Here is a 23,944-nt window from a genome sequence, read left to right as displayed (position 1 = left end):
GAAAGCAATAATACTCCACAGCTAGTCGCTTAAATTAAGAAGAGTTGCGGAATAGGGGATGAGCTTTGCATTGACATCTCTTTAAGTTGCTCTTAGACTGTCGGAAGTTCCCACAACAACTGTGCCTGCTCTAGCAGCACCTGGAGGCTTATGAAGAAAACCAGCATTCTCGCCCTGACCCTGCTCGGCAGCTTGACGCTCGGCGCGGCCAGCGCCCAGACCTCACTCAAGATCGCCAGCATCTCGCCCCTCTCCGGTGGTCAGTCTGACCTCGGCAGCCAGATCAAGAACGGCGCGCAGCTCGCTGTCAACGAGTACGTGGCCCAGTTCAAGAAACTCGGCTTCGATCTGAGCCTCACCGGCTACGACGACCAGGCCGACCCGGCCACCGGCACCGCCGCCGCGCGCAAGATCGCCGCCGACAGCAGCATCCTGGCCGTCGTCGGAACGCTCAATTCCGGTGTGGCCATTCCCGCCAGTGCGGCGCTCGCGCCCAGCCACGTGGCGATGGTCAGCCCGGCCAACACCGCCAACCAGGTCACCGACCGTGGCCTCAAGAACATGAACCGCATCGTCGCCCGTGACGACGCCCAGGGACCTGCCGGAGCCAACTTCCTGACCGGCAAGCTCAAGGCCAAAAGCGTCTACCTGCTCAATGACAAGACCGCGTACGGCGAAGGCCTGGTGACGGAAGTCAAGAAGGCCCTGCTGGCCAAGAACATCAAGATTTCCGGCGATGAGGGCACCGAGGAAAAGAGTGACTTCTCGGCCATCATTCAGAAGATCAAACTGACCAAACCTGACGCCATCTACTTCGGCGGCATCTACAACCAGATCGGCGTGTTCGTCAAGCAGCTGCGCGAGCAGGGCGTCATGGTGCCGCTGGTCGGCGGCGACGGCCTGGACAGCGAGCAGATGGTCACCATCGGCGGCAAAGGCTCCGACAACGTCTATTACACCACCGTCGCGGCTCCCGCCGAGGCTCTGGTCGCTTTGCCCGCCGCCAAGAAAGTCGCCGACGCTTATAGCAAGGCCTACGGCAAGGATATCCAGGGCTTCGGCATCTTCGGCTACGACGCCGCCAAGGTCACGCTCCAGGGCGTCTTGCTGGCCGTCAAAGACAACGGCAACAAGCTGCCCAGCCGCGAACAGGTCGAGACCGCCATGCGCAAGGTCCGCGCCACCGGCCTGCTTTCCGGCACCGTGCAGTTCAACAGCATGGGCGACCGCAAAGCCGCCAAGATGTACATCATGAGCATCAACAACGGCAAGTTCACCCTCGATTCCACCATCAACGTCAAGTCCGCAATCAACTAAGCCATCAAGGCCTCGCGGCCTCGAAGCAGGGGCTGGGCAACGCGCCCGGCCCCTTTTTTGCATAGCGAACCTGACGCTGAACTGATGGACGCGGTTCTATCACCGCAAAAGGAGGGAATTCTTGGACTTCGCAACACTCGCGCCGTTCCTGGTGGGCGTGGTCGTCAGCGGGCTGGTGCTGGGCTTCGTCTACGCCATCATCGCGCTGGGCTACACCATGGTGTACGGCGTCTTGCAGCTCATCAACTTCGCCCACTCGGAAGTCTTCGTCACCGGCGCGGTGGTGGGCTTCGAAATTTTCCGGGTTCTGAACGGCTCCGAGATGAACGGCTATCTCAAGCTGCTGATCGCACTGATCGCGGCGATGGTGGCCTCGGGGCTGCTCAATATCCTGATCGAGCGCCTGGCCTACCGCCCCCTCAGAAACGCGCCCAGGCTGGTGCCACTCATCACTGCCATCGGCGTCTCGCTGATCTTGCAAGACGTAATCCGCATCATCGAGGGCTTTCAGGGCCGCTTCGATCTGACCTACCAGTTGCCCACCGGCTTCAGCACGCCGTTTTGCGGCCCCGACAGCACTTGCCCCGGCGTCGGCAAATTCCTGGGCACCATCGGCATCAGCTTGCAAGTCAAGGAAGTGATTGTGGTCATCGTGGCGCTGCTCTCGCTGGCCGCCCTCAACTACCTGGTGAACTTCACCAAGCTGGGCCGCGCCATCCGCGCGGTGGCCCAGGACCGGGTCACCTCGGGACTGATGGGCATTGACGCCAACGGCATCATCAGCCTGACCTTTTTGATCGGCGGCGCGCTCGGCGGCATCAGCGGCGTGCTGTTCGGCCTCAAGTTCGGCACCGTCAACGCCTACTCGGGCTTCGATCCGGGCATCATCGCCTTCACGGCAGCCGTGCTCGGCGGCATCGGCTCCATTCCCGGCGCGGTGCTGGGCGGGCTGGTACTGGGCGTCATCCAGAATCTGATCGGCGTGACCAACATCCTGGGCGGCGCACTCAACATCGCCAACCTGGGTGTCATCGACTCGTCGTATCAGCGCATCGGGGCCTTCCTGGTGCTGGTCCTGATCCTGATCTTCAAGCCCACCGGCCTGCTGGGCCGCAGCAATGTGGAGAAAGTATGACGGCCATCCGTCCAGGCTCGCAGCCGCCCATCAGTGCGCCTGACCGCAGCCTGGCGCTGATCATTCTGGCCGTCATCAGCAGCGCACTGCTGCTGGTCAGCCAGGAAAGCGCCTGGCTCGCGCGCCTGCCTTCAGCGCTGGCCAATTTCCTCAAGAATCCGCTGGTCGCCTCGCTGGTGCTCACCTTCTTTCTGGCCAATCTGCTGTTCGCCTACCGCTGGAAAGCCAGCTTGTGGGCCAAATTGCTGGTCGGTGGGCTGAGTCTGTTCCTGATCTTGCCGTGGGCCGGTCGCGACAACACCTCGGTGCTCGACCTCGCCATCCAGATCGGCATCTTCGCCGCGCTGTCGCTGGGCCTCAACATCGTGGTGGGGCTGGCCGGGCTGCTCGACCTGGGCTACATCGCCTTCTTCGCCGTGGGAGCCTACACCTGGGGCATCTTCGGCAGCGGGCAGATCGGCAAGGTGCTGACCTACTTCAAAGACAACAGCGCCAACAACGGCCCGGTGGTGGCGGTGGGCGGCCTGGTGCTCCTGATCGTCACGGCGCTGAGCCTGCGGACCATCAACCGGGTCAAGGGCAAACGCACGCCCGTCGCCAACTGGGCTTTCCTGCTGGCGGCGCTGGGCCTGGTCATCGGGGTCATTTTGCTGGCGCGCGGCGTGGTCATGCTGGTGGCGGCCAACGCGTCAGGCTTACCGAACGGCATCAATCCCAATTTCTTCTGGCTGTTCCTGATTCTGGCCATCGCGGCGGCGGCCAGCGTCGGCGTACTGATCGGCCTGCCGGTGCTCAAGCTCAAAGGTGATTACCTCGCCATCATCACGCTGGGCCTGGGTGAGGTCATCCGGGTGCTGGCCAACAACCTCGGTACCTACACCAACGGCTCGCAGGGCATTACACCCATCGGTTCGGCCTCGGTGCCGTGGTTCAACTCACTGGCCGGAGCGATAGGCTTCACGCCAGACCAGTACAATCTGTTTTTTCTGTATTTCGTGGTGCTGATTATTATTGCGGTCATCATTCTGGCCAACATGCGGCTTGACCGCTCCAAGATCGGGCGGGCCTGGATCGCCATCCGCGAGGATGAGATCGCTGCGCAGGCGATGGGCGTACCGCTGGTGCAGACCAAGCTGATCGCCTTCGCAACGGGGGCCAGCTTCGCAGGCATCATGGGCGTGATTTTTGCGGCCAAGCAGGGCTTTATCAGCCCCGAATCGTTCATCCTCAACCAGTCCATCTCGGTGCTGAGTATGGTGGTGCTGGGCGGCCTGGGCAGTATTCCCGGCGTGATTCTGGGAGCCGCCGTCGTCACCATCCTCAACATTTCCCTCCTGCCCTCGCTGGGTGAGGCCACCGCCAGCCTCAACATCCCGCCGCAGGTCAATCCGGCGCAGCTCCAGCGCCTGGTGTTCGGCAGCATTCTGGTCGCCATGATGCTGTTTCGGCCCGAAGGACTCCTGCCCAGCGTTCGGCAGCGCCGCATGATGCACGAGGACGACAACCCAAGCGACAACCTGACGCCGCAAGACTCGATTGCCGGTGAACTCAACCCTGAAAACGCGGCGGAAGTCTACTCGCCGGGCATTGCCACACGGGCCGACGACGAGCGCGGCGGAGGAACCCAATGACGGCTGCTGCGCGTCCAAATCTCGGAAAGCCAGCGGCTTCCGGTACCATTCTCAGCATCAAAGGGCTGACCAAAATTTTCGGCGGCCTGACAGCGGTCAACAACGTTGATCTGGAGATTCCGCGCCAGAGCATCGTCAGTGTAATCGGCCCCAACGGCGCGGGAAAAACCACTTTCTTCAATATGATCACCGGCATCTACGAGCCGTCCAGCGGCACGGTAAACCTCGATGGAGACAACCTGGTGGGGCTCAGGCCCGATCAGGTCACGGCGGCTGGCATCGCCCGCACCTTCCAGAACATCCGGCTGTTCGCCTCGATGGACAGCCAGGAAAACGTGATGGTGGGCCGCCACTCGCGCCTCAAGGCCGGATACATCGACTCGCTGCTGCGGACCAAGCGCTTTCACGAATCCGAGAAAGAGGCCGAGGACGTCGCCAACCTGATGCTCGACTTCGTCGGCCTGGGCCGCTTCCGGCACGAACTGGCCACCAATCTGCCCTACGGCGACCAGCGCAAGCTCGAAATCGCCCGCGCCCTGGCGACCAGTCCCAAACTGGTGCTGCTCGACGAACCGGCGGCGGGCATGAATCCGCGCGAGACAGAAGAACTCAAGAGCCTGATCCGGCGCATCCGCGACGATCTGGGCGTCACCGTCTGCTTGATCGAGCACGACATGAGGCTGGTCATGACCCTGAGCGAATACATCACCGTGCTCGACTACGGCTCCAAGATCGCCGAGGGCCTGCCGCACGAGGTCCGCAACAACCCCAAGGTGATGGAAGCTTACCTGGGGCGCGGCGCGGCGGCGGGCGAGTACGGCAAGGAAGAGACGGTCAAGGGCGGAGGCGCGAATGCTTGAACTCCGGGGCGTTCACACCTACTACGGCCACATTCACGCCCTCAAGGGCATCGACGCGGTGGTGCCCGACGGCGAGATCGTCGCCCTGATCGGCGGCAACGGCGCGGGCAAGACCACCACCCTCAGGACCATCAGCGGGATGCTCCGGCCCAAGCAGGGCAGCGTGATCATGCAGGGCAAGGACATCTCCGGCATTCCCGCCCACCAGATCATGCAGATGGGTATGAGCCACGTGCCGGAAGGACGGCGGATTTTTCCGCAACTGACCGTGCGCGAGAATCTGGAAATCGGAGCGCACACCGTCACCGACCGCAAAGTCATCGAGGAGCGCATTCAGGAAGGGTTTACCTACTTCCCGCGCCTCAAGGAACGCGAGAACCAGCTCGGCGGCACCATGTCCGGCGGCGAGCAGCAGATGCTGGCGATTGCCCGCGCGTTGATGGTCAATCCCAAGCTGCTGCTGCTGGACGAACCGAGCATGGGCCTCTCGCCCCTGTTCGTGGAAGCGATTTTCGACATCATTGTGGAGCTGAACGCCAAGCGCAAAACCACCATTCTGCTGGTCGAGCAAAACGCCCAGATGGCGCTGAGCGTCGCCAAGACCGCCTACGTGCTGCAAACCGGCGAGGTCAAGCTGTCGGGTAACGCCTCCGACATCGCCGAGGACGAGAGCGTGCGCAAGGCCTACCTGGGCGAGGACTGAACAGCCCCGCGCTCGTGCCCGCCCCGCCGAATCATGCAGCGGGCACGAGCAGGTATAGTAGGCGGATAACTCACCACTTTTTTCTGGAGGATTCATGAACCGATACAAGACCAAAGCCGTTTTCAAGCCCCTGCTCCTTACTGCGCTGCTGGCCGCCTCAGCAAGCCTCTCGGCGCAGGCCACCACACTGGTGTTCGGCAACAACGGCGAACCCGTCAGCCTGGAGTCCGGTAACATCACCGACGGCATCTCCATTCTGGTCCAGCATCAGATCTACGACACGCTGGTGCATTTCAAGGACGGCACCACCACCACCATTCCGGGCCTGGCGACTTCCTGGAAGGCCAACGCCGACGCCACCTCGTGGACCTTTAATCTCCGCAAGGGCGTCAAGTTTCAAGACGGCACCCCGTTTAATGCCGACGCAGTGGTATTTAACTGGCAGCGCTTCTTCGATCCCAAGAACCAGTACGGCTACCGCGACCAGGGCCGCACCTACGAGATCGTGGGGCAACTGCTGGGCGGCTTCAAGGGCGAGAAGGGAGCCGTCATCAAGGACATCGTCAAGGTAGACGACTCCACCGTGCGCTTCGACCTGAACATGCCCAGCTCAGTGCTGCCCGATGTGGTCGGGGCCGGGTACTTCGGCATCGCCTCGCCAGCGGCCATCAAGAAGGACGGCGGCAAGTACGGCACGCCCAACAGCACCCCGGTGGGCACCGGACCCTTCAGCTTCGTGTCGTGGAAGACCGGTGACCGCGTGACCCTGAAAGCCAACACCGCTTACTGGGGTGCCAAGCCCAAGGTGGACACCCTGGTCATCCGCTCGATCAAGGACGCCTCGCAGCGCCTCAACGAACTCAAGGCCGGAACCATCGACTTCACGGCGGACCTCTCGCCAGACAGCCTCAAGGACGTGACCAGCGACAAGACCCTGGCCGCCGTCAAAAAGCCCAGCTTCAACGTGGGTTTTCTGAGCCTCAACAACGCCAACCAATACCTCAAGAACGACAAGGTGCGCCAAGCGATCAGCATGGCGATCAACAAGAAGGCCATCGTGGACGCTTTCTGGAACGGCCTGGGCGTGTCGAACACCAGCTTTTTGCCGCCGGTCCTGAGCTGGGCCAACTCCAAGAATGTCCCCGCCGACTACAAGTACGACCCTGCCGCCGCCAAGAAGATGCTGGCCGACGCCGGATACGCCAACGGTATCAGCCTGGACCTGTGGTACATGCCGGTGAGCCGTCCGTACTTCCCCAACCCCAAGCCGATTGCCGAGGCGATGGCGGCTGACCTGTCGGCCATCGGCATCAAGGTGAACCTCAAAACGGAAGACTGGGCCAAGTACCTGGAAGACCGCAACAAGGAACCCGGCTTCGACATGTACATGATCGGCTGGACCGGGGACTACGGCGACCCCGACAACTTCTACGCCGCCTACTACGGCCCCAACGCCGCCGACGACATCAACTTCAAGTCGCCGGAACTCAACACGCTGCTCGACCAGGGCCGCGCCGCCGTGGGTCAGGCCGCCAAGGCCAAGATCTACTCGCAGATTCAGGACATCACCTACAAGGCCAACTACCGCCTGCCGATCGTACACAGCCAGCCGCTGGCCGCCCGGCGCACCTACGTGCAAGGCTGGGTGCCCAGTCCGCTGGGCAGCGAAGCCTTCAACAAAATTTCTGTCATCGGTAAGAAGTAAGAGCTGACACGGCAGGGCGGAGTGCGCAAGGTGCCTCCGCCCTGTTCGCGCGTCACCAGAAATGAGACCACAGAAATGAAAGAGGAGGACTCGACTTGGCCGCTTACATCTTACGCAGGCTCCTTCGCACGCTACTGGTGATGGTCGGCATCAGCGTGGTGGTGTTCGCCTTCGTGCGCTCGATTCCCGGCGACCCGGCGGTGGCGATGCTCGGCGAGCGCGCCACACCAGAAGCCTCGGCCCGGCTGCGCGAGCAACTCGGCCTCAATCAGCCCTGGTTTATCAACTACAAAGACCCGGCCCACCTGTTCGACGCCCAGTACCCCAAGTACGTCGGGGCGCTGCTCAGGGGCGACCTCGGCAACGGCATCAAGAGCCAGATTCCGGTGGCGAGCGAACTCAAAACCCGCTTTCCCGCCACCGTGGAGCTGGCGCTGGGGGCCATTCTCTTCGCGCTGATCATCGGCCTCCCAGCGGGCATCGTCGCGGCCCTGCGGCGCAACACCGTCTGGGACAACCTGGCGACCACCGTCAGCCTGGTGGGGGTCAGCATGCCGGTGTTCTGGCTGGGGCTGCTGCTGTCGTGGTTTTTCGCAGTGGTGCTGGGCTGGCTGCCGCCGAGTTCGCGGCTCAGCATCGCCTACACCATCCAGCCGATCACCGGCCTCGACGTGCTCGACGGGCTGCTGCGCGGTCAGTTCGCCGCCGCCTGGGACGCGTTTCGCCACCTGATCCTGCCGTCCATCGCGCTGGGCACCATTCCGATGGCGATCACGGCGCGCATTACCCGCAACAGCTTGCTGGAAGTGCTGGGACAGGATTATGTGCGCACCGCCCGCGCCAAGGGCTTATCCCCGCGCAGCGTGACCCTCAAGCACGCTTTGCGAAACGCGCTGCTGCCGGTGGTGACGGTGGTGGGCCTGCAAATCGGCGCGCTGCTGGGCGGCGCAGTGCTGACCGAGACCATCTTCTCGTGGCCGGGACTGGGATCGTGGCTCTACGACGCCATCTCGCTGCGCGACTACCCTGTGATTCAGGGCGGCGTCATCTTCGCGGCGCTGATTGTCAGCCTGGTCAATCTACTGGTCGATCTCAGCTACGCCTTCCTCGATCCCCGGATTCAGTACGCATGACGACCCCAGGAGGGCCACAATGACCACCGTGACTGCCGCCCCCGCCCGTAAGAAGCCGGAAAATATCCTGTGGCGCAGATTCAGGAAAAGCACACCCGGTAAGGTCGGGGCCATCATCGTGCTGGTGTTCGTGGCGCTGGCCCTGCTGGCTCCACTACTCCAGCCCTACGACCCGTCCACCGACATCGATTACCGCTACCGCCTCGCACCGCCGAGCGTTTCAGCCCTGTGGGACACCGACGCCAAGGAGAAATACACCGACGCTGTGAGCGGCAAGGTGCTGTACTTCAAGCACCCCTTCGGCACCGACAACCTGGGCCGCGACATTGCCACCCGCGTCTTGCATGGAGCCAGGGTCAGCCTCCAGATCGGCATTTTCGCCACGGTGCTGGCGCTGACCAGCGGCAGCCTGCTGGGCATCCTGGCCGGGTTCTACGGCGGCTGGATCGACACGGTGCTGGGCTACTTCAGCGACGTGATGCTGGCCTTTCCAAGCATTCTGCTGGCCATCGGCATCGTCAGCATTTCCAACCGGCCCGGCCTGACCACCGCCATGATCGCCGTGAGCGTGGTGCAGATTCCGATTTACCTGCGCCTGGCCCGCAGCGTGGTGCTGAGCGTGCGCGAGCGCGAGTTCGTGCAGGCCGCCAGCGCTTTGGGCGCGGGGCAGGGCCGCACCATCTTCAAGCATGTGCTGCCCAACAGTCTCACCCCGTTGATCGTGCAGGGCGCACTCAGCATCGCCACCGCCACCATCGAGGCCGCCGCGCTGGGCTTTATCGGGCTGGGCGCGCAGCCGCCGACGCCGGAGTGGGGCACCATGTTGGCCGACAGCCGCGAGTACTACACCCAGGCTCCCTGGACCATGATCTTTCCAGGCCTGGCGATCCTGATGACCGTGCTGGGCTTCAATCTGTTCGGCGACGGGCTGAGAGACGTGCTCGACCCGAGAAGCACGCAGTAGAGCATTCCAGTACAAACGCCGCGCCCCTTATTCAAACAGGGGCGCGGCGTTTGTGTGCCGGATCTACATTGGCTTCATGGGTTTCATCGGCTCCAGCGGCTTCATCTCGCTTTTGCCGGTGCCGTCCTGCACTTCCTCGAGGTCAACGGCTTCGGCAGTCGCCAGATCAGGCTTCTGGGACAGGGATTGCAGCTGGCCGCCTTTGACACGGTAGAACACGGAATCGTCTCCAGTTTTGATCTCTACGACGGCGCTGTCGTCCAACTGCCAGAGGACCGGTGTGCCCTGCCACTCCCCGGTGCTGGCGCTGCTACTCTGGCGCTGGCCTTCCGAGCTGAGACGAATGGTCGTCTGGTCGCCGTCATTTTCCAGGACGATCACCTGACTGCCGCTGAGCTTGCCCTGGTATGCCATGCCGTCACGCTAACGCCGGGACAACGCGGATTGGTGCGGCCCAGCTTCAGAAAGATTCAGGTCGGGACAACACAAAACGCCGGAAGCCTGACACTCCGGCGCTCGGTAAGCTCGGTAAAACGGGCAGGCTCAGTCCAGACTCTTGATCTTGTATTTCATCTGCTTGCCGCTTTCCAGATTCACGACGAAGCTCTCGCCCTTCTTGCGGCCCAGCAACTCGCGACCCACCGGGCTGTCGTCGCTGATCTTGGGCAGGCTGCCGCCGCGCATGGTGGCTTCCGGCGCGCTGACGAGCTGCACCTTCATGTCCTGCTTGGTGGCCTCGTTGTAGAGCACCAGCACGCTGCCGAGTTCGACCTTGCCGGTGTGTTCATCGCCCGTGATGAGGGTGGCGCGGGCCAGGGTGTCCTCGAACTCCTCGATGCGCGCCTCGATCATGACCTTCTCGCGCTTGGCGTCTTCCAGGCCGGTGTCCTCGAAATCGGTGCTGGCCTCCATCTGTTCCTGCAAGATGCGGGTGGCCTCGGCCAGGCGGCCCTGCTCCTGCTCCAGATTGCGCTGAAGGCGCTCGAAACCCTCCTGGGTCAGCTTGATCTGCTTATGCTCTGCGGCCATACGTCCTCCGTGATGAAGTCCCGTTGCCGCCAGCGGCGCGGGAGCTGAAATGAACCTGAAACCAGACTTGAAGCGGCGTCATTCTGCCACAAGCAGTTCGGCGGGGGCAAGAATTGCCAAAGCATAGTGTGAGAAGCGGCTGAATGGAACACCCCCACCCGGCCCACCTGCCACATCAGCGAGGAGACAGCGATTCGCCGAACGCCGCCGGACGCTTGAGAAGACGCAGATTGAGCGCCGCCGGGCCGCTGAAACGCACGTGATCCTGCGGCCTGGACGTGGCCTGACACTCGTAGTTCGCTACGCGGCGGCGCACCATGGGCCACACCACTGCCGCCGCCCGGCCCGCGATGTCGCGCTGCGCCACCGGCCCGAACAGCCGTGAGTCTTCCGAGCCGACAGCGCTGCGGTTATCACCCATCAGGAAGTACTGCCCGGCCCCCAGCGTCACCTCGCTGCTGACCCGACCCGTCGCCGTGTCCAGGCGAGCGTTGTCGGCGATCAGACTGCTCTGGTCCCAGCAGCCTTGCGCTCTCCAGTAGGCCGCGGTGAACTGCTGACTCACCCGCGCGCCATTGACGAACACCTCGCCGCCCGACATCCGCACCCAGTCTCCCGGCAGGCCAATCAGACGCTTGACCAGAAAGGGCCGGTAGTTGAATTGGTTTGTCCACTGATTCGTCCACTGGCCCAGCCAATTGCCCAGCAGCGGACGGTTGAGCGCCTGCGTCGGCGGTTTGAAGACCAGAATGTCACCGCGCTTGAAGTCACCCACCCCGAGCTTGTGCAGCCAGGTCTCGTACTTGGGAACCAGCAGCCGCTCGTGGTCGCGCAAGTTGGGCATCATGCTCGCCCCGTCCACCCCGACCAGCGTCACGCCGAACTGCGTGATGACGACGGCCAGCACCAGCGGCTCCAGCCACGACCACAGCACCCGCCAACCGGAAAACCTAACTATCAGATTCTTATACATAGATAGTGATTATCAGATTCTGATATGAGAACGGCGAGACCAGCATCGACTCTGTCGTCCCTTCCCCCGATCTGCCGCTAGGGTCTGTCTGGCTAAGTTTGATAGAGTCGTCTGTCATGGGCAGAACAGATCTCACGCCGGAACAATGGGCAAAACTGGAGCCTGAATTGCCAGGTAACCCCCGGCACGGACATGCCTACAAGCCGCATCTGCCGGTCATCAATGGTATTCTCTGGCGGCTGAAGACGGGAGCACCGTGGCGGGACATCCCAGAACGGTATGGCCCCTGGGAAACGTGTTGGGATCGCTTCACCCGCTGGTCACGCGATGGCACCTGGAAACGCGTCCTCGTGGCCCTCCAGGTCAAGGAAGATGCTCAGGGAAAGATTGATTGGGACGGCGCGTCCCTGGATAGCACCAGTTGTAAAGCCCACCGCGCTGCGGTGGGCGCACGAAAACAGCCAGCTAAGCTGGAAAAAAGGGGGCACTCAACGATGAGTGGCTCGGCATCAGCCGTGGAGGACGAAACAGCAAGATCCACGTGCTGACCGAGGGAAAACGCCGCCCGTTGGCCGTGCTGGTGTCGGAGGGTCAGGCCAGCGACCCGACCTACCTGCTTCCCCTCCTTGACGAGGTCTGCATCCGGCGGCCCGGTCCGGGCCGCCCTCGGAAGCGTCCGCCGATGGTGCGCGTAGATCGTGCGTACGGTGCACGGAAGTACCGTCAGCAACTGCGGAGCCGCAAGATCGTCTGTGTTTGTCCTGAACGCAAGGATGCCAAGAAAGCGCGGTTGAAGAAGGGCAGTCGTGGAGGTCGGCCCCCGAAATTCGACGCTGAAGCCGACAAGGGCCGCCAGGTGGTGGAATGCAACATCAATCGGCTCAAGGATTTTAGAGCACTCGCCACCCGCTACGAAAAACGTGGACATCAGTTTTTAGCCGTTGTACACGTTGCGTGCATTGTCCTCTGGCTCTGAAAACTCAGCCAGACAGACCCTAGGCCCTGAGTTTGAACCGCACCAGCACCAGAAGCAGTCCCAGCAACACAGCGTCGGCGGCCACTGTCAACGGAACTGCCTGCACGCCGAAGCGGGCCACCAGCACACCAATCAAAGCGGGCATGACCGCGCCGCCCAGACTGCCCGCCGTGAGCATCAGCGGCGCGGCACGGACCGGAAAGCGGGCTGTGAACCAGGCCAGCAGCGTGGAGAAGATCGGCGCGATGCCCAATCCCACGACCACGTAGCCCAGCGCCGCCAGGGCCGGAACGGCGATCAGCAGGCTCCCGATCAGTGCCAAAGCCGCGCAGGTGAGGACCACCCGCAGCGGCTGAAAGCGGACCGCGATGGCCGCAAATCCCAGTCGTCCAGCAGTGAGTGCCAGCCAGTAGAGGCTGGTAATGGCCTCGGGGTGTGGGTTACCGATGCGGCTGAGGTGCGTGGTGGCCCAACTGCCCAGCCCCGCCTCGATGCCGACGTAGGAAAAAAACAGCAACCCGAAGACGCCGACCTGACCCAGCGGGACGCGGCCCTGGGCCAGGTCGGCAGGCTGAGCGGGCCAGACGCGCACGCTGCGCAGCGAAACGGTGAGGGCCACGGCCAGCAGCGCCACCAGCACGAACGGACCAGGATACGCGCCCAGCCCCAGCGCCAGCAGCGGCGCGGCCACCGAGCCGATACCGAACATGGCGTTGACCAGGCTCGACGGCCCGGCTCCCAGCGTGGCGAAGGCGGCGTTAAAGCCCCCTGAGAGCGCGCCGAAGCCCAGCCCGGTGAGCAGGGCGGCGGCCAGCATGAACGTCCAGCTCGGCGCGGCAGTGAAGCCCAGGCCGACCAGTCCCAGCACCCCCAGTGCGAAGGCGGCGCTGCCGATCATCACCGAGGTCCGCAGGGCAAAGCGGGTCAGCAGTGCGGCGAGCAGCAGCGGCCCCATCGCACTGCCAAAGAAGTGAGCGCTGCTGATGCCCGCCACCGTCGCTGTGCTGACGCCGAAACGCGCCTCGAAACGCGGGAAGGCCGGGCCGTACCCCGCCTGAATGAGACCCAGCAGCAGAAACGCCGCGAACCCCACCACAAACAGTGCGGCGTGGGGAGAAGACGGACGGGCAGTAGGCAGGCGGCGGCTCATCAGCCGAAGAAGCCTAGCACGGGCCGGAGCAAGGGTAAACGACGCTTAAGGCAAGTGCTCAGCCGCCGCGCACCCGCTTCCCCTAGGCTAACCAGATGACTGACCGTGACGCTATGAACGATGAACTGCTGGGCGAAGTGGTGGACGAGGGCACCACCGGCGAACTCCTCGAAGAGAAGAACATCGCCGAGGATCTGCTGCGTGCCGACGTGAAGGCAGACCGGGCCAACGCCAATGACCAGCCGGGTTTTGACGATGGCCGTCTGGGCGGCTTCGATTACGAGGACCGCCAGGGTGAACCCAACGACACGGGCGAGGGCGGCGATACGGCGGGCAAGGAAACCGGCGGCGTGGGCATGAGCAGCAACGGCGGCGTGGACGGCGGCCCGGCCCGCACCCGTCCACTGCCGGGCAAAGACGGTCAGTAAAGACTCCGCCACCGCGTGATTGAGAATTGAACGAAATTCGGCGGCCTTAAAACTTACTGTGCTGGCCACATAATTCTCTCTCTGACCGTCACATTCTGGCCGCCGCTGAGCCGAGCGAAGTCCTGGTCTGCTCCTGCAGGAAACTCAAAAAGGCGTCCTCCCAGCGACGCATGCACTGAATTTAGTACGGCTCTCGATGTGTGGTTCTTGACTCCGGCTGTATACCGCGCTATGCTCTTTTTATCACCGCCTGACAAGGGCGGATTTTTTATGCCCTGACTTTCATAATCTGCGGCGGCCAGCTTCAAAGCTGAGACGTGCGCTAGGCTGGGCACCATGACCTCTGCCCCACCCGCCAGTCTCAAGCACGTCTCGTTCCTGAGCGCCGATGCCGACGCCGTGAGCGCGTTTTATCAGCAACTCGGCGCACAGGTCCATAAAGACCTCACCACCTCGGAGGGTATGCGCCGTCTGGTGCTGGGCTTCCCCGGCGGCGGCAAGCTGCAATTTTTCCAGGCGACGGGCCAAGCGCCCAGTCCCCACCCCGGCTGGCAGGAACATATCGCCCTGTACCTGGGTGACCTTGAGGCCAGCATCGGGCAGCTCAAGGCCAGCGGCGCAGCATTCACCCGCGACCTGACGCTCAGTCCCAGCGGCAACCCGATGGCCTTCGTGCTCGATCCGGACGGACGGCAGGTCGAGTTGCTTCAGGCCGGGCCGCTCAGCCTGGAATAGCGAAAGGCGGAGCCGCGCTCAACGTCGACTCCACCTTTCGCAGCTCATTCGCCCAGACTACGGCCCGTCCTTGTAGACCCGGCTGGAGTAGTAATACTCCTGAAGCAGCAGCTTGCCCAGCGCGGCCAGTGGCACGGCCAGCAGCGCGCCCACGATGCCCATCAGGGTCAGGCCCATCAGAATGGCGATGATCACCGTGACCGGGTGGAGATTGGTGGTGCGGCCCAGCACCATCGGCGAGAGAATGTGGCCCTCGATCTGGTTGGCCACCACGAACACCACCACCACCACGATCAGCTTGACGAAACCGCCTGCCGAGGCCGCCAGGAGAAGCGCCGGGGCGATGCCGATGACCACCCCCAGGTACGGCACGACGTTGAAGACCCCAGCGATAAAGCCGATGGCCGGAGCGCTGGGCACGCCCGCGATGCTCAGCGCCACGCCGATGAAGACGCCCACGAAGGCGGCGATGATGAGCTGGCCTTTGAGGTAGCCGCCCACCGCCTGCCCGACATTCCTGGAGAGGTCGAGCACGAACGGTTGCCAAGTGCGCGGAAACAGCCTCAGGAAATTGAGACCGAGTTTTTCGTAGTCCAGCATCATGTAGATGCTCATGATCAGCACCGCGAAGCTCTCGCCGATGATGCCCGCCACGCTCAACACGCCGCCGAGGAAGGCCCCACTGTTGGCCTGCAAGTACGGCAAGATCTTGTTGAGGTACGGCTGAATGTACTGCTGCAAGCCCGCCGCACCGTTCTGGCTGAGCTTAGTGATCTGATCGCTGACACTGGAGAGGGCCGGAATTCGTTTGGTCAGCTCGATAAACCACGGCTGGGTCAGAAAATCTTTGGTGAGTGTGGGGAGGCGCTGCACCAGATCAGTGAGCTGAGTGACGATGGTGACCAGCAGCCCGGAAGCCAGTACCACCAACCCAAAGATCACGACGACGGTGAACAGCACGCCGACAGCGCGGTTGATCTTGCGGCGCTCCAGCCACACCAGCATCGGGTGGGCCAGGTAGGCGATGATGTAGGCGATGACGGCCAGCGTGATGATGTGCGCCACCGAGCCGACGACCCGGTAGACCAGATAGAGCAGCAGCAGAAACGTCGCCGCCCGGATGTAGGGGTTGCGCCAGATGACCTGAAAGGCATTGCTGGATGGGTCGCGGTCAGGCAGGGATGGCTGCAAGTGGGAGTCCTCCAGCTGCATGATACGGGAGAGCGCTGAAGCTCCTGGCGAGACCAGCGCATCCGTCATCTGGCTGACGAAACGGCGGGCCAGCAAGCACTATTTTAAGAAGCCAGTGAATCATGCGTTCGTGGACGGAAGTTTTGACGACGGGGCGGAGAGCGGTCAGGCCGGGCGTGCGGGCTTCGGCGTGGTGCTGATCACGCCGGGGCAGTTGCCACAGCATGTCTACGGCCACACCCTGGCCCACGACAACAACGCCACCGAGCTGCGGGCTGTCACGGAGGCGCTGCGCCACGCGCCCGCCCAGCAGCCTCTGACGGTTCACACCGACAACCTGAACGTGCTCTCGGCCATCCGGCACGGCAGCCGCAGCACCAGCCAGCACGAGGAAGCGCTGCGGGTGCTGGAGGTGGCCGCCGAGCGCGGCATCACCCTGCACCTGGCCCGCGCCCGGCGTGAGCGCCGCCACATGCAGGCTGCCCATACGCTGGCCAACGACGCCCGGCTGGAGCGCGCCAGCTTGCCGCCGCCTGGCCCGCACGCCGAGGTCAACCTGAGCCACGCACCCTGGCGCGATTCGGCAGTGGTGACCCTGCGCCGGGCCGGTGAACGGGTCAGCGCCGAGGTGTCCCGATTGCCCGGCGACGCCCTGGCCCACAGCGTCCGGGCGCTGCTGACCGCAGTACAACTGGCCCGGCCCGGCGAGACGCTGATCATCTCACACGCTTCCAAGCTGGCCGCCGCTTTGTGGGAGAAGCCCAGCCGGGCGCTGCCTGGGGCAGCTCAGGCCGCGCTGCTGAGTGCCAGGGCTGAGGCCGCCGAGCACGCGGTGGTGGTGATCTTCGAGCGGATACAGGCTTAGAGCACGCCGACCCGCTTCAGCTCGGGGCCGCTTCCAGCATCTCGGTGTTCGCGCCGCCGGGCTGCCCTTCCTCGGGCTTGAGCAGCGGAAAGAGCAGCACGTCGCGGATACTGTCCTTGTCGGTGAGCAGCATGGTCAGGCGGTCGATGCCCATGCCCATCCCGGCAGTGGGCGGCATCCCGTATTCGAGGGCCAGCAGAAAATCCTCGTCCTGCTGGTGGGCCTCGTCGTCTCCGGCGTCGCGCCGTAAAGTCTGGGCCTCGAAGCGGGCGCGCTGATCGAGGGCGTCGTTGAGTTCAGAGTAGATCGGCGCGAGTTCAAAGCCTGCCACATAAAGGTCGGCCCGCTCGGCCAGACCGGGGCGCGAGCGGTGCGCCTTGACCAGCGGGCTGATGACCAGCGGCATGTCGGTCAGGAAGGTGGGATTGATCAGCCCCGGCTCCACGTACTCGCCGCCGAGCTTGTCGAGCAATTTATAATCCGGAACCTTGCGGAACCCGGGGTGCTTGGCGTCGCTCCAGGCCCGCAACTGCGCGAGGTCGAGCGGATCGAACTCCATTCCCGCCGCCTCTTTGAGGGCCGTCACGAAATCGAGGCGCTTGAACGGCAAGCTGAAGTCCACCATCTTGCCCTGATACGCGATGACCGGCTGGCCGTGCAGTTCCATCACCAGACCGTGCAGCATGGTTTCCACCAGTTCCATCATGTCGCTGTAGTCGCCGTAGGCGAAATAGGCTTCCAGCATGGTGAATTCGGGGTTGTGGGTGCGGTCCACCCCCTCGTTGCGGTAGTTGCGGCCAATCTCGTAGACCTTCTCGAAGCCGCCGACCAGCAGCCGCTTGAGGTACAGCTCCAAGCTGATCCGCATCGAGAACTCGTGCGAGAGGGCGTTGTGAAAGGTCTTGAAGGGCTTGGCCTCGGTGCCACCGGGAACGACTTGCAGGGTCGGCCCCTCGACTTCCATGAAGTCCTGATGGTCGAGAAACTGCCGGATAAAGCGCACAATCCGCGAGCGGGTGCGGTAGGTGGCGCGGCTCTCGGGGTTGATCATCAAGTCGAGGTAGCGGCGGCGGGCACGCAATTCCTCGTCTTGCAGGCCATGCACCTTGCTCGGCAGCGGGTGCAGGCTCTTGACCAGCGGCTGCCAAGTCTTGACTTCCAGGGTAAGTTGCCCGGTTTTGGTGATAAACGGCACACCCGAGACGCCGATGATGTCGCCCAGATCGATCTTCTTGGTGGCAGCGAACTGCTCGGCGGTCTTCTTGCCGAAATACAGCTGGATGGTGCCGCTCTCGTCTTGCAAATCGGCGAAGGCTGCGCCGCCCATGTGACGAAAGAGCATGATGCGCCCGGCCAGGCTGTAGGTTTCGTCGTCCCAGCGCTCGCCATGTTCGCCGATGGCCTGTTCATTCTGCGAGTGGGCACTCAAAATGTCGGCGGCGTGGTGGGTCTGGGCATAGCGGTAGGGGTGCGTCTCGAAACCTGCCTCGCTCAGGGCGGCCTGGTTGTTGAGGCGGGCGACGGTCTGTTCGTGGAGCTGGCGCTGGGGCTGACCATTGGAGGCGGGGACGGATGCGGCGTCGTCTGACATGCCGCCGAGTATAGAGTGCGCTCCGAAGTGGGCAACGTCATGCTGCGACGAATGAGCTGTGGGGGACTGAGAAGAAGACGGTTTACTTTGTAAAGTATCCCACTTCTCCCCCGCCCCGTTTTGGTGGATGCTGCCCCGATGAAACTCAATAACGATCTGCTGATGCTGAGCCTGACCGCCGACTTCGGAAACGGTCCCAGCGTGCTTCACCCGGTGCTGATTCTGGACCACGAGGCCGGACACACGCTGGTCGACGCCGGAATTCCCGGCATGGAAGACGCCATCCGCGCCGAGCTGGCCGCGCAGGGACTGGGCCTTGAGGACATCAAGCGGGTCATCGTGACCCACCACGACCTCGACCACATCGGCAGCCTGCCCGCCGTGGTGGCCGCGAGCGGCGCAAAGGTCTGGGCGCTGGAGCGCGAGATTCCGCTGATCGAGGGCGACGAATGGCCGCAGAAACGCCCCCGGCCCGAGCAGATCGAGCAGATGATGGCCGACCCAAACGTGCCGCAGGCCCGCAAGGACATGCTCCGCCGAATGTCGGCCATGCCGCCTGTCAAGGTCAAGGTGGACCGCGCCCTGCACGACGGCGAGGTGCTGCCGCTGGCCGGGGGCGTGAAGGTGGTGGCGACGCCGGGGCATACCTTCGGGCACGCCAGCCTGTATCTGGAGCGCAGCCAGACGCTGATTACTGGCGACGCCATGACCTCCAACACAGGCACACTGCATGGCCCCAGTGCCCAGGCCACGCCCGATATGAAGACGGCGGGCGAATCGGTGGGCAAGATGGCCGGGCTGGACGTGCAGACCGTCGTGACCTATCACGGCGGCGTGGTGCATGAAGGCGCGAACGAACAGCTCAGCCGGGTGGTGGGCGAGATGGCCGGAGCGAACGGATGACCGGCAAAGCGACCAGGTCGCAGCGCTGGGTCTTTATCGGCGACAGCATCACCGACACCGGACGGCGCGAGGACCCCGAAGGCTACGGCAACGGCTACGTCTCGCGCATCCGCGAGCAGCTGCTGGTGAATGATCCAGCCTGCACCACCGAAGTTCTGAACCGGGGCGTCAGCGGCGACACCGTGCGCGAGTTGCGGCAGCGCTGGCAGGCCGACGTGACGGCCCTGAAACCCGACCTGCTGAGTATAAAGATCGGCGTGAACGATGTGTGGCGCAGCTTCGATGGCGCACCAGACCAGGCGGTGAACGCGGACGAGTACCGCGCCACCCTGCGCGGCCTGCTGGGCGAGGCCAGCGCCCTGGACTGCCGTCTGGTGCTGGTTACGCCGTTTCTGGTGGAACCGGACCGCCAGGAACCGATGCGCCGCGAGGTCGAGAACCGCGCCAGGATTGTGACTGAGCTGGCCCGTGAGTTCAGGGCCACGCTGGTCGAGCTGCAACCCGCCTTCGACGCAGCGATGGACGCCAGTTCGGCGGCCCGCTGGGCCCCGGACCGGGTGCACCCCAGCGGGCCGGGCCACCTGCTGATCGCCCGGACGTGGCTGAAAGCGGTGACCGGCTGAGCTGCCACAGCGCCTGATCTGCTGCGCCCGGCCCGCGCTGCTCTAGACTTTCCTTGAAATGACGGTGCCTGACCACGCTTCCCCGGCTTCACCCGCCGAAACCCCCGCCGCCCCGCCGCACGATCTCGGTCTGGGACGGATTCTGGCCGAGCAGTCGGGTGAGCGCTTCCTGAATAAAGACGGCTCGTTCAATGTCCAGCGTCAGGGCATGGGCTGGCAGTCCATCAGCGTGTACGGCAGTCTGCTGACAGTGCCGTGGTGGCTGTTTTTTCTGGCCATGGGCGGCCTGTATCTGCTGCTCAACGCCCTGTTCGGACTGATCTACTACGTGCTGGGGTCGGGTGCACTGAGTGAGGAGCCGCTGGCAGGTATGCAGCGCTCGCTGGCCTGCTTTTTCTTCAGCGTGCAGACCTTCGGCACCATCGGCTACGGCCACGTCTACCCGCTGACAACGGCGGCCAATACGGTGGTCACGCTCGAAGCCTTCGTCAGCTTGCTGGGCGTGGCGCTGGCGACTGGGGTACTGTTTGCCCGCTTCTCCAGGCCGCAGAGCCGCATCCTGTTCAGCCGCCACGCGGTCATCGCGCCGTTTCAGGGCAGCACGGCGCTGATGTTCCGGCTGGTCAACGGGCGGCGCAGCCAGCTCATGAATGCCCGCATAGAGGCGGTACATACCCAGTTCGAGGTCCTGGCGGACGGACGGCGGGTGCGGCGCTTCACGGCGCTGACGCTGGAGCGCTCGCAGGTTACGCTCTTGCCACTGGCCTGGACCATCGTGCATCCGATCACGCCGCAGAGTCCCTACTGGCAGGCCACGCCTCAGCAACTCGGAGAAAGTGACGCCGAGATCATGGTGATCTTCAACGCCACCGACGAGGCAGTGCAGCAGACCATCCATGCCCGCAGCAGCTACAAACCGCACGAACTGCGCTGGAACGCCCGCTTCGCCGACCTCTACCGCCGCACCCCACGCGGCGACCTCTACGTGGACGTGGAGCGCCTGCACGATACTGAAACGGCTGTGCTGGACGCCTGAGACAGGCCAAATTGAGCGGCAAACAAGTTTATTTAGCCAGCTAAGCGCTTTCGTCGGCTACACTGACGTATGGCTCAGATCTCCCGTTATTACGATGTCAAACGCGGCTCCGACGGACACCGCTATCTCAGCGTGAAAGTCACCGGATTCTCGCTGCTGCACATTCCGCTGCTCAACAAATCCACCGGCTTCACGCCCGAGGAACGGCGCTTCCTGAACCTGGAAGGGCTGGTGCCGCCGCATACCTCCACCTTCGAGGAGCAAAAGCAGCGCACCTTCCAGCGCTATCTCCAGCAGGTCACCGACCTCGACAAGCACGAATTCATGCGCGCCCTGCAAGACCGCAACGAAGTGCTGTTCTACGGCATCATGGCCGACCACCTCGAAGAGTTGCTGCCGATTCTGTATACCCCCACCGTGGGCGAGGCGGTGCGGGTCTTCTCGCACATCTACCGCTACCCGCGCGGGCTGTCGGTCAGCACATTGGACGTCGACCGGGTGGACGAGATGCTGGGCAATGTGCCGCTGGACGATGTGCGGATGATCGTCGCCACCGATTCCAGCGCCATTCTGGGCATCGGGGATCAGGGCTTCGGCGGTATGGCCATCTCGATTGGCAAGCTGAGCTTATATACGGCGGCGGGCGGCGTCGGCCCCGACAAGACCCTGCCCGTCGAGCTGGACGTGGGCACCAACCGCCAGGATCTGATCGACGATCCACTCTACCTGGGCGTTCACCACACCCGGCTGACCGGGGCCGCCTACGACGAGTTTCTGGACAGCTTCGTGGAAGCCGCTCAGGCCCGCTATCCCAAGGTCATCATCCAGTGGGAGGATTTCGCGCGCGGCACGGCCTTTCATGTGCTGGGCCGCTACCGCAAGGTGATTCCCAGCTTCAACGACGACATCCAGGGCACCGGGGCGATGGCCTTATCGGGCCTGATCAGCGCGGCCCGGCTCAAGAACGAGACCTTGCAGGAGCAGGTGTTCGTGGTGGTCGGCGCGGGCGCGGGCGGCATCGGTGTGGCGGGCATGATCCGCAGTGGCCTGATGCGGGCGGGCCTGAGTCCTGCCGAAGCCTCCGCCCGCGTGTACGTGGTGGACCGCTTCGGCCTGCTGATGCACGGGCAGAACCTGGAAGACCACCAGCTCAGCTTTGCCAAGACGCCCGCCGACGTGGAGGGCTGGATCAGCTCAGAGCGTCTGGCGGCGGGCGAGTGGCCCAGCCTCTACGAGACGGTCAAGTACAGTGGGGCCACCGCCCTGCTCGGTCTGTCGGGCGTTCCGAACCTGTTCAGCCAGCCCATCGTGGAGGCGCTGCACGCCAACGCCGCGCGGCCCATCGTGTTTCCGCTGTCAAACCCCACCGCCAACGTGGAGGCCCAGCCCGCCGATGTGCTGCGCTGGACCACTGGTGAAGCCATCGTCGCTTCGGGCAGTCCGTTTGCAGACGTGGTACTGGACGGCGTGACGTATCCCATCGGTCAGGGCAACAACGCCTTCATTTTTCCGGGACTGGGTTTCGGGGCAATCATCAGCCGCGCCCGCGAGATCACCGACGGCATGATCATGGCCGCCGCCGAGACGCTGGCCGACGAGACGGCCCAGCACGGCGGCCTGGTGTACCCACCGATCTCGTGCATCCGCGACGTGTCACTCAAGGTGGCGGTGCGGGTGGCGCGGCAGGCCATCTTCGAGGGCGTGGCCGCCGAGAAACGGGTCCGCAATCTCACCGATGACGAGCTGGCCACCTTCGTGCAGCGCCGCTTCTGGCAGCCGCACTACCTGCCGCTGAGAAAGGCCGAGGACGCCCAGATGCTGCTGTGAGGGCTCGTGGCTGGTGAGAGAAGAAGGGAGCCGGGCAGCATGAGATCCCAGCCCGGCCCTTCTCTTGTGGATTGAACTCAACGCTTATTTGTACCAGTTCTTGTCCCAGCGCTGGCCGCGCAGCTTCTCCATCTGATCGGCAGGTAGCCCCTGACCATCAGCCAGCGCGGCGTTGCGTTCCACATTTTTCACCGAGCGCATACCCACGATCACGGTGCTGACCGCCGAGTGACTCAGCACAAAACGCAGGGCCTTTTCCGGCACCCCGGCGGTGCTGATGCCCAGCGCCTGTTCGATGGCCCGCAGGTGCGGCTGTAACTCTGTTTTACGCTCGCCCCTGAAATAGTGGTTGCGGAAATCGCTCTCGGGAAACCGGGTCTCGGGCGTCACGTTGCCGCTGAGCGCCCCCTCGTCGAGCGCCACCCGCACGATTACGCCGACGCCGTGCTGCTGGCACACGTCCAGCAGTCGGTCAGCGGGCGTCTGGTCGAAGACGTTGTAGATGACCTGCACCGTTTCCACCCAGCCGTCCTCAATGGCCTTGATGGCGTTCTCCGGCTGGTGGTCGTTGATGGAGATACCGAAGTGCTTGACCCACCCATCACGCTTAAGCTGCTCCACGCCCTCACGCCAGCTGCCCTCACCCAGCCACGAGTCGTTCCAGACGTGAAACTGCTGCACGTCCACACTGTCCATCCCCAGGTTGCGCAGGCTGGTCTCGGTGCAGGCCACGATGTACTCGGCAGGAAAAGCGTCGTCGGCGTGGCTGCCGGGTTCGGCGGGCCATTTGCCGTTCTTGGGCGGAATCTTGGTGGCGACCAGCGTGCCGGGATGTGCGCGGGCCACCTCGCCGACCAGCTTCTCAGAGTGACCTTCACCGTAGGCGAGGGCCGTGTCGATGAAATTGCCCCCAAGTGTGATGTAGCGCTCCAAGGCGCGGGTGCTCTCGCTGTCGTCCGCACCGATCCACTGTTTGCCACTGATGCCCCACGCGCCGTAGCCGATCTCGCTGACGCTCAGGCCGGTGCGCCCCAGTGGGCGCTGATGGAGGGTGTTGGAATTGGAATTGGTCATGGCCTCTGTTTTAAGCCCGCCCGACTCCTTCCAGGTGAGTGAACCTCCAATATTTGTCATAATTTGTCAAGGACTTTTCAAACGGCAGGTCAAGT

General features: G+C 63.6%; 23 protein-coding genes. 16 read left to right on the top strand and 7 right to left on the bottom strand.

The annotated features are described in order from the left end of the window. Positions 1-150 precede the first annotated feature (150 nt). The 8 genes from N0D28_RS09510 to N0D28_RS09475 all read left to right on the top strand — a co-directional run bounded on the left by N0D28_RS09510 (position 151) and on the right by N0D28_RS09475 (position 9,448). Positions 151-1,317: a branched-chain amino acid ABC transporter substrate-binding protein gene (locus N0D28_RS09510; protein WP_260559293.1), complete on the top strand. Its 1,167-nt coding sequence runs from the start codon at positions 151-153 to the stop codon at positions 1,315-1,317. Between the two features lie 121 nt (positions 1,318-1,438). Next, the gene (locus tag N0D28_RS09505; RefSeq protein WP_260559292.1) at positions 1,439-2,452 is read left to right on the top strand and encodes a branched-chain amino acid ABC transporter permease; all 1,014 of its coding nucleotides are present in this window, start codon (positions 1,439-1,441) and stop codon (positions 2,450-2,452) included. Further along, positions 2,449-4,083, top strand: a complete 1,635-nt coding sequence (locus N0D28_RS09500) for a branched-chain amino acid ABC transporter permease (RefSeq protein WP_260559291.1) — start codon at positions 2,449-2,451, stop codon at positions 4,081-4,083. Before N0D28_RS09505 ends, N0D28_RS09500 begins: the two co-directional genes overlap by 4 nt. After that, positions 4,080-4,943 (top strand): ABC transporter ATP-binding protein, encoded by an 864-nt coding sequence (locus N0D28_RS09495; protein ID WP_260559290.1) that lies wholly within the window; start codon positions 4,080-4,082, stop codon positions 4,941-4,943. Before N0D28_RS09500 ends, N0D28_RS09495 begins: the two co-directional genes overlap by 4 nt. Then, positions 4,936-5,646 carry an ABC transporter ATP-binding protein gene (locus N0D28_RS09490; protein ID WP_260559289.1) on the top strand — a complete coding sequence of 237 codons (711 nt, stop codon included), beginning with the start codon at positions 4,936-4,938 and terminating at the stop codon, positions 5,644-5,646. The genes N0D28_RS09495 and N0D28_RS09490 overlap by 8 nt, the downstream gene beginning before the upstream one ends. 94 nt (positions 5,647-5,740) lie before the next feature. Next, positions 5,741-7,351: an ABC transporter substrate-binding protein gene (locus N0D28_RS09485; protein ID WP_260559288.1), complete on the top strand. Its 1,611-nt coding sequence runs from the start codon at positions 5,741-5,743 to the stop codon at positions 7,349-7,351. Positions 7,352-7,446: 95 nt separating this feature from the next. Further along, positions 7,447-8,484: an ABC transporter permease gene (locus tag N0D28_RS09480; RefSeq protein ID WP_260559287.1), complete on the top strand. Its 1,038-nt coding sequence runs from the start codon at positions 7,447-7,449 to the stop codon at positions 8,482-8,484. Positions 8,485-8,503: 19 nt separating this feature from the next. Further along, a complete protein-coding gene (locus N0D28_RS09475; protein WP_260559286.1) occupies positions 8,504-9,448 on the top strand; it encodes an ABC transporter permease in 945 nt (314 codons plus the stop codon). 63 nt (positions 9,449-9,511) lie between these two features. Here N0D28_RS09475 and N0D28_RS09470 read toward each other — a convergent pair whose 3' ends face one another. The 3 genes from N0D28_RS09470 to lepB all read right to left on the bottom strand — a co-directional run bounded on the left by N0D28_RS09470 (position 9,512) and on the right by lepB (position 11,450). Next, complete coding sequence (locus N0D28_RS09470; RefSeq protein ID WP_260559285.1) at positions 9,512-9,862, bottom strand: hypothetical protein; 351 nt, start codon at positions 9,860-9,862, stop codon at positions 9,512-9,514. A 129-nt stretch (positions 9,863-9,991) separates the two neighbouring features. Beyond that, positions 9,992-10,477 carry a GreA/GreB family elongation factor gene (locus N0D28_RS09465; RefSeq protein WP_260559284.1) on the bottom strand — a complete coding sequence of 162 codons (486 nt, stop codon included), beginning with the start codon at positions 10,475-10,477 and terminating at the stop codon, positions 9,992-9,994. 175 nt (positions 10,478-10,652) lie between these two features. Further along, a complete protein-coding gene (gene lepB / locus N0D28_RS09460; RefSeq protein WP_260559283.1) occupies positions 10,653-11,450 on the bottom strand; it encodes a signal peptidase I in 798 nt (265 codons plus the stop codon). 116 nt (positions 11,451-11,566) lie between these two features. Between lepB and N0D28_RS09455 the strand changes: the two genes are divergently transcribed. Continuing rightward, positions 11,567-12,426, top strand: a protein-coding gene (locus tag N0D28_RS09455) for an IS5 family transposase (protein WP_260559282.1) whose coding sequence is annotated in 2 segments (ribosomal slippage) — positions 11,567-11,924 and positions 11,924-12,426 — 861 coding nt in all. Because the reading frame shifts where the segments join, the coding sequence is not laid out codon by codon here. A gap of 19 nt (positions 12,427-12,445) precedes the next feature. On the opposite strand, the gene N0D28_RS09450 is transcribed toward N0D28_RS09455, so the two are convergent. Beyond that, entirely contained in the window at positions 12,446-13,576 is a 1,131-nt protein-coding gene (locus tag N0D28_RS09450) for an MFS transporter (RefSeq protein WP_260559281.1), read from the bottom strand. Positions 13,577-13,671: 95 nt separating this feature from the next. Between N0D28_RS09450 and N0D28_RS09445 the strand changes: the two genes are divergently transcribed. Beyond that, complete coding sequence (locus N0D28_RS09445; protein WP_260559280.1) at positions 13,672-14,004, top strand: hypothetical protein; 333 nt, start codon at positions 13,672-13,674, stop codon at positions 14,002-14,004. A gap of 336 nt (positions 14,005-14,340) precedes the next feature. After that, complete coding sequence (locus tag N0D28_RS09440) at positions 14,341-14,739, top strand: VOC family protein (protein ID WP_260559279.1); 399 nt, start codon at positions 14,341-14,343, stop codon at positions 14,737-14,739. Between the two features lie 57 nt (positions 14,740-14,796). Here N0D28_RS09440 and N0D28_RS09435 read toward each other — a convergent pair whose 3' ends face one another. Then, positions 14,797-15,930, bottom strand: a complete 1,134-nt coding sequence (locus tag N0D28_RS09435) for an AI-2E family transporter (RefSeq protein WP_260559278.1) — start codon at positions 15,928-15,930, stop codon at positions 14,797-14,799. A 130-nt stretch (positions 15,931-16,060) separates the two neighbouring features. Between N0D28_RS09435 and N0D28_RS09430 the strand changes: the two genes are divergently transcribed. Continuing rightward, entirely contained in the window at positions 16,061-16,795 is a 735-nt protein-coding gene (locus tag N0D28_RS09430; RefSeq protein WP_260559277.1) for a ribonuclease H family protein, read from the top strand. A gap of 16 nt (positions 16,796-16,811) precedes the next feature. Here N0D28_RS09430 and lysS read toward each other — a convergent pair whose 3' ends face one another. Next, entirely contained in the window at positions 16,812-18,386 is a 1,575-nt protein-coding gene (gene lysS, locus N0D28_RS09425) for a lysine--tRNA ligase (protein ID WP_260559276.1), read from the bottom strand. A gap of 138 nt (positions 18,387-18,524) precedes the next feature. On the opposite strand from lysS, the gene N0D28_RS09420 reads away from it, so the two are divergent. The 4 genes from N0D28_RS09420 to N0D28_RS09405 all read left to right on the top strand — a co-directional run bounded on the left by N0D28_RS09420 (position 18,525) and on the right by N0D28_RS09405 (position 22,775). Continuing rightward, entirely contained in the window at positions 18,525-19,289 is a 765-nt protein-coding gene (locus N0D28_RS09420; RefSeq protein ID WP_260559275.1) for an MBL fold metallo-hydrolase, read from the top strand. Next, entirely contained in the window at positions 19,286-19,912 is a 627-nt protein-coding gene (locus N0D28_RS09415) for an SGNH/GDSL hydrolase family protein (protein ID WP_260559274.1), read from the top strand. The genes N0D28_RS09420 and N0D28_RS09415 overlap by 4 nt, the downstream gene beginning before the upstream one ends. Positions 19,913-19,970: 58 nt before the next feature. Beyond that, positions 19,971-20,948 (top strand): ion channel, encoded by a 978-nt coding sequence (locus tag N0D28_RS09410; RefSeq protein ID WP_260559273.1) that lies wholly within the window; start codon positions 19,971-19,973, stop codon positions 20,946-20,948. Positions 20,949-21,017: 69 nt separating this feature from the next. After that, positions 21,018-22,775: an NAD-dependent malic enzyme gene (locus N0D28_RS09405; RefSeq protein ID WP_260559272.1), complete on the top strand. Its 1,758-nt coding sequence runs from the start codon at positions 21,018-21,020 to the stop codon at positions 22,773-22,775. Positions 22,776-22,859: 84 nt separating this feature from the next. On the opposite strand, the gene N0D28_RS09400 is transcribed toward N0D28_RS09405, so the two are convergent. Further along, positions 22,860-23,849 carry an aldo/keto reductase gene (locus N0D28_RS09400; protein WP_260559271.1) on the bottom strand — a complete coding sequence of 330 codons (990 nt, stop codon included), beginning with the start codon at positions 23,847-23,849 and terminating at the stop codon, positions 22,860-22,862. Positions 23,850-23,944 lie beyond the last annotated feature (95 nt).

Source organism: Deinococcus rubellus (assembly GCF_025244745.1).
Lineage (GTDB): Bacteria > Deinococcota > Deinococci > Deinococcales > Deinococcaceae > Deinococcus > Deinococcus rubellus.
This window is presented reverse-complemented; position numbering and strand designations above follow the sequence as displayed.